The 6,043-nt window shown below is 69.3% G+C and carries 5 protein-coding genes; 3 read left to right on the top strand and 2 right to left on the bottom strand.

Translation table 11 applies throughout. From position 1 onward, the window contains the following. Together SCI24_RS20270 and SCI24_RS20265 are read right to left on the bottom strand one after the other, a co-directional pair. Window positions 1–805: cysteine peptidase family C39 domain-containing protein (locus SCI24_RS20270; protein ID WP_318727094.1), on the bottom strand; the 805-nt coding region annotated here is incomplete at its 3' end. 89 nt (window positions 806–894) lie between these two features. Continuing rightward, a complete protein-coding gene (locus tag SCI24_RS20265; RefSeq protein ID WP_318727093.1) occupies window positions 895–2,802 on the bottom strand; it encodes a TolC family outer membrane protein in 1,908 nt (635 codons plus the stop codon). A 435-nt stretch (window positions 2,803–3,237) separates the two neighbouring features. Here SCI24_RS20265 and SCI24_RS20260 point away from each other — a divergent pair, with 435 nt between their 5' ends. From SCI24_RS20260 to SCI24_RS20250, 3 genes are all read left to right on the top strand, one after another. Then, the gene (locus SCI24_RS20260) at window positions 3,238–3,519 is read left to right on the top strand and encodes a hypothetical protein (RefSeq protein WP_106231644.1); all 282 of its coding nucleotides are present in this window, start codon (window positions 3,238–3,240) and stop codon (window positions 3,517–3,519) included. A 155-nt stretch (window positions 3,520–3,674) separates the two neighbouring features. Then, window positions 3,675–5,150, top strand: a complete 1,476-nt coding sequence (gene thiI, locus SCI24_RS20255) for a tRNA uracil 4-sulfurtransferase ThiI (RefSeq protein ID WP_318727092.1) — start codon at window positions 3,675–3,677, stop codon at window positions 5,148–5,150. Window positions 5,151–5,269: 119 nt separating this feature from the next. Beyond that, window positions 5,270–6,043: transglycosylase domain-containing protein (locus SCI24_RS20250; protein WP_318727091.1), on the top strand; the 774-nt coding region annotated here is incomplete at its 3' end.

The raw sequence follows: 6,043 nt of genomic DNA, 5'->3' as shown, positions 1-6,043 counted from the left end.
CAGCAAAGGATCCGGTGGAGGCAGGACGCGCCTCCATGCGCAGCCCCAGCACCCGGGCCATGATCGACGACGAGAGCCTGACGTCGGCCCGACTGGCCGCCAGGTCGACGAAGGCGTTGCGCATCAGGCGCAGGACCAGGTCGAAGCAGAGCACGATGAAGATCCCCGCCGAGAGCACCCAGAGCGTCTCGGTGGCATGGTTGGGCACCACCCGGTCGTAGACGTTGAGCACGAAGAGCGGCATCGCCACCGCGAAGAGATTGATCACCACCGAGCCGGCGATGACGTCGCGGTAGAGCCTGCGGTTCTCGCGGATCACGCCCCAGAACCAGTGGCGCGAACGCTGCCGGTTGACCTCGGGCCCACGGGCGTCGAAGCGGAAGCGCGGTCGCACGTAGATGGCCTGGCCGCTGTAGCTCGCCTGCAGGCCATCCAGGCTCACCTCGGTCTCTGCATCGCCCAGCTCGGGAAAGATCACCCGGGCACGCCGCGCCTTGAGGTCGAGGGCCACCAGCACGCAGGCACGCCCCGGCTCGAGCAGCAGGACGGCGGGAAACAGGGCGGGATTGAGCTGCACCAGGCGGCTCTGGATGATCCGGGCGGTGAGTCCGGCGCGGGAGGCGGCGCGGGCGAAGACGCCGGGAGTCAGGCGCCCCTCCTCCAGGGGAAGGCCGGCGGTCAGCGACTCGGCCGTGACCGCATGGCCATGGACCTGCGCGATGGTCTGCAGGCACTCGAGCAACTCGTCATGCACGGCCGACCGGGAAGGACCCGGTCCCGGGTCCAGATCTTCTCTCTGCGACACAACCACCTCGGGAATCGATACGCCCCGCCGCGGTCACGGCAGGGCGAGGCAAGCCGGCAGGCGGCGCCTGCCGGGTGATGCGTCATGGGTCAGCCGCTCACCGCATGGCTGCCGTCGAAGGCGCGCCCGCTGAGGTCCAGGTTCTCGCCGACCCGCTCCAGGGTCACCTCGACGCGACGGTTCTGGCGGCGCCCTTCCACCGTGGCATTGCTCGCCACCGGCTGCCGCGAGCCATAGCCGCGCGTCTCGACCAGCCCCCGGTCGACCCCCTGGCTCACCAGGTAGCCCGCCACGCTCTCGGCGCGCGCCCGGGAGAGCGGTTCATTGATGGCGTCACTGCCGGTGATGTCGGCATGCCCGGCGATGAAGACCCGGGCGAGGTTGTCCATGCCGCGGATCTCGGCGGCCAGGGCATCGAGCTCGCCACGCGCCTCGGCGGAGAGCTCGGCACTGTTGATCTCGAACAGGGCATCGGCCGAGAGGGTGACGTCCGGGGCCCGGGCCGGCGCCTCGATGCCGCCGGTGAAGTCGGCCAGGGTGAAGCCCCGGGGGCCCTGGGCCGGGCAGATCACGTCGGGGTTGATCGCCACCCCGTCGCTGCCCAGCTCGGCCAGGCTCGGCAGGTCGTCGCGCCGCACCTCGAGGGTCTGCATCAGCTGCCCCATGGCGGCCAGGGTACGGGCATCGGCCAGCGCCACGTCATACTGGGCATTGGCGTAGGCGCGACTGGCCTCGAAGTACTCGTTCTCGCTGTCCAGGACGTCGAGCAGGGTCCGCTGGCCGATGTCGAACTGCTGCTGGTAGGCGCCCCGGACCCGGTCGATGGACTGGCGGTGCTCGTTGAGGTACTGCAGCTGCTCGCGCAGGCGCTGGGTATCGTTGTAGGCGATCTGGGTGGTCTGGCGCACGTCGACGCAGGCCTTCTCGCGCAGGTTCACGGCCTGCTCGACCCGGTCGCTGGCGGCGCGAAAGGAGGCCCGGTCGCTGCCGCCGCGATAGAGGTTCATGCTGGCCACCAGCTCGATGCTGTGGCGATCCCGGTGCTCGCCGTCGGCGGCCAGGTCATAGTTGCCGTCGCTGTTCTCGTAGGTGCCGGTGCGGCCGCGCAGGTCGAGGCGCGGCTGGAAGGCCGAGCGGGTTCCGCGCTGCTCGGCGCGGGAGGCCTCGATGTTCTCGATGGCGGCATGGAACTCGGGGTTGCCCTGGAAGGCCAGGTCCAGTGCCCGGCTCACATCCGCCGGCAGGCGGTCGTCCATCTGCGGGACCGGGGCCAGGGTCTCCGCCGGCAGGTCGCCGACGATGCGCTGGTAGCGCGCGGTCACGTCGTGGAGGTTGGAGGCCTCCGTCATCAGGTTCGACTCGGCCAGCGCCAGGCGACCGCTGATCTGCTCCAGGTCGACGCGACGCCCCGCCCCGGAGATCACGCGCTCCTCGATCTGGTTGAAGACGCGCAGGTGCTCGCGATAGTTCTCCTGCGCCAGCCGCACCAGCTCCCGGTAGCGCTGCACGTCCAGATAGGCGCGGGTCGCCTCGAGGGCGACCTCCTCGCTGGCGCCCAGCAGCTCGTAGTAGCGCACCAGCTCGGCACGGTCGAGGCGTTCGACCTCGCTGGCCGTGGCAAAGCCGTCCCAGAGCATCTGGGTGATGGTCAGTTCGGCATAGCTGGTGTCGTAGCTGCCCCGCTCATCGAGCTGACGATCCTCCACGCCGATGCCGGCCGAGACATCGACGCTGGGCAGATAGTTGCCGCGCGCCACCCCGATATCGTTGCCGGAGGCGCGAAAGCCGTTCCAGGCGGCCTGCACCTCGGGGTTGGTGGAGATCGCCTGCTGGACCACCTGGCGCAGGTCGGTGCTCCCCGGGGCCGCCAGGCCCGCCGGCAGCGACTGTGCCACGGCCGAGGCGAGCGGCAGCAGGGCCAGGGAGGTGCCCAGGGCCAGGCTGCCGGCAAGGCGACGAACACGGGTGCTGCTCACTGGATCGGTAGTGCGTTTCATGGGTGTTCCCTTTCATGATGGCAACGGCCTGGTCGCTCGGCGACCGGGCCTGCCAGGAAATGAGGTGATCTTCTTGTTATGGCGGCTCCCATGGGGCGGTGTGGCAGGCCCATGGCGCGTCCCTTCCCGACTTCCTATGTCGACCCTCCCGAGGTGCCCCATCGGCCAGGCCCAGGATCGGTCGAAAGTGTCAGACACCTCATGCCATTTCATGATGTGTCGCATTGTAATGCAGCGTAACCGAATAGGAAGATTTGTCCACTGCTGAAGGGCGCGAGGCGGGCAGGAGAAGGCCGACACTTGATGTAGGACAAGACCGACAGGGCGGCGCCGCCCCGGCCGCGACGGCACCCTCGCCGGCCGGCCACGCCCGGCGGCAAACGTGGTATCGTCTGACCGGTCCCCGAAACGGCATGGTCACCCAAGGAGAACGTCATGGCCTCATCGGAAATCCAGAAGACCCGCGTGATCAACGAGCTGCGGGGCTTCATCAAGAAACTTCTGCAGGACCCGAAGATCCTCGAGCAGTCGCTGGAGATCACCCGCCGCCAGCTCGGTGAGCCGGGCGAGGGGGACGTGATGGCGCGCATCGCCAACGAGATCTCCGACACCACCAGCGTGCACATCCCCGAGGATCCCCAGGAACACTCCGAGGCCGACCGGCTCTTCCTCGAGTTGCTCAAGGAAGTGGTCAAGGAGGAGCAGGCGCTCTACTGACGCTCGGCCCGCCACGCAGCTCCCTGCCCTCTCCCGGCCACGCGCCGGGAGAGCTCTTTTCAGCGGGCGGCTCCAGCGCCGGGCGGGTCGGGCCTGCCCTTGGTCGCCCACCCTTGGTAGAATGCGACGCACATTGTTGCTGCTGTTCCTGTCGAATGACCTACCTGCTCAAGCTCCACCCCGAGATCACCATCAAGTCCCGCTCCGTGCGCCAGCACATGACCCGCTGCCTGGCCAGCAACGTGCGCAACACCCTGCGCCAGCTCGAGGAAGGCGTGCGCGTCAAGGGCGGCTGGGACGCCCTGCTGGTGAGCCTGCCCGACACCCTTCCCGCCGGCCGTGTCGAGGAGATGGAGGACACGCTGGCCCGGATCCCCGGCATCCATGAGATACTGGCCACCGAGGCGGTGCCCTGCACCTCGCTCGACGAGGCCGCCGCCTGGATCGTGCCGCACTGGAAGGCGGCCATCGCCGGGCGCCGCTTCCGGGTCCGGGCCAAGCGCCGGGGCGATCACGACTTCTCCTCCATGGACCTCGAGCGCCACCTGGGCGGCGCCCTGCTCGCGGCCGAGCCCACGGCGCGGGTCGACCTCAAGCACCCCGAGGTCGTGGTGTCGGTGGAGCTGACCCACCATCGGCTGCAGCTGATCCGCTCGCGCCGCCCGGGTCTCGGGGGCTACCCGCTGGGGGTTCAGGGCCAGGCCCTGGCGCTGGTCTCGGGAGGCTTCGACTCGCCGGTGGCGGCCTGGCGGATGCTTCGCCGCGGCATCAAGACCCACTACCTCTTCTTCAACCTGGGCGGCCCGGCCCACGAGACCGGCGTGCGCGAGGTCACCCACCACCTCTGGCAGCGCTACAGTGCCTCCCACAATGTCGACTTCACCTCGGTGCCCTTCGAGGGCGTGGTCGCGGAGATCCTGCGCACCATTCCCGATGGGCTGATGGGCGTGATCCTCAAGCGCATGATGGTGCGTGCGGCCAGCCGCGTGGCCGCCCGGTCGGGGATCCCGGCACTGGTCACCGGAGACGCCATCGCCCAGGTCTCCAGCCAGACCCTGACCAACCTGGCGCTGATCGACGCGGCCAGCGAGCTGCCGATCCTGCGGCCGCTGGTCACCGAGGACAAGCAGGAGATCATCGACACGGCCCGCCGCATCGATACCGCGCGCTTCGCCGAACAGATGCCCGAATACTGCGGGGTCATCTCGCGCCGCCCCCACACCCGGGCGCCCGCCGACAAGGTGCTCGCCGCCGAGGCCGAGTTTGATTTCGGGGTCCTCGATGACGCCATCGAGGCCGCCACCGTGACCCGCGCCAGCCGCCTGCTGGAGGGCCAGCGACAGCCCGGCGAGGTGACCGTCGTCGACTCGCTGGCCGGCCTGGCCCGGATGCCGGCGGTCAGCGTGATCGACATCCGCCCCCCGGATGAGCGCGAGGCGGCTCCGCTCGAGCTTCCCGAGGTACCCTGCCTGGCGATCCCCTTCTACGAGCTGCAGGACCAGGCGCAGACGCTGCCCGGCGACCGCGACTACCTGCTCTATTGCGACCAGGGAGTGATGAGCCACATGCAGGCGCTGCACCTGAAGGATCGCGGCATGGAACACTTCGGCGTCCTTCGCCACGCCTCCTGACCCCGGACGCAGGCAGCGCTCGTGGAAATTTTCTCTTGCCCGACTGATCCACTTTCCCCGGCACCCGGCTAAGCTACAAAAGGATACAATCTGCAAACGGATCTTGCCGGAGGTGGCAGATGGGCGGAGATGACTCGGCGTCACGGGGAAGCGTCGACCGGCAGGCTGACGACACCATCGGCCGCGAGGCGCCACCGGAGGGTCAGGCCCCGCCGCCTCGCCGGCTCCTGCGTCACCGGGGGCTGATCCTGCTGGCGCTGTTCGCCATCACGCTCGCCACCCTGCTGGTCGCCGAGGCCAGGACCTCCCACCTCCAGTCCCAGGAGCTCTCGCGCTACGCCGCCACCCTGCGCTATGCCCTGGCGCCGGGGGCGAGCCCAGGCATCCAGTTCCCGCGCCACGGCCCCTTCGACCAGCGACTGGGCTATACCCGGCTTCCGGAGATTCAGCAGCGCCTGCTCGCCGACGGCTATGCCATCGAGCGCCAGGTACGCTTCTCTCGCCCCCTGCTGGAATACACGCAGCGCGGCTTCTTTCCGCCCTATACCGAGAAGACCCGGAGCGGGCTGACGCTCGAGGAGTGCCGCGGCGACACCCTCTACCGCTTTCGGCATCCGCAGCGCCACTACCCCCACTTCGACGCGGTACCGCCGCTGGTCCTGCAGGTGCTGCTCTACATCGAGAACCGCCAGCTGCTGGACGCCGACACCCCCAGGGCCAACCCCGCGGTGGACTGGCCACGCTTCATCAAGGCCGCGTTCTCCCAGGCGGGGCGCGCCCTGGATCTGACCGGCCAGGCCGCCGGCGGCAGCACGCTGGCCACCCAGGTCGAGAAGTACCGCCACTCCCCCGACGGCCTGACCGCCTCGCCCATGGAGAAGCTGCGCCAGATG

Source organism: Halomonas sp., from assembly GCF_033549285.1.
Taxonomy (GTDB): domain Bacteria; phylum Pseudomonadota; class Gammaproteobacteria; order Pseudomonadales; family Halomonadaceae; genus Halomonas.
Note: the sequence above shows the minus strand (reverse complement) of the source record. Positions and strands in the feature narration are given on the sequence as shown.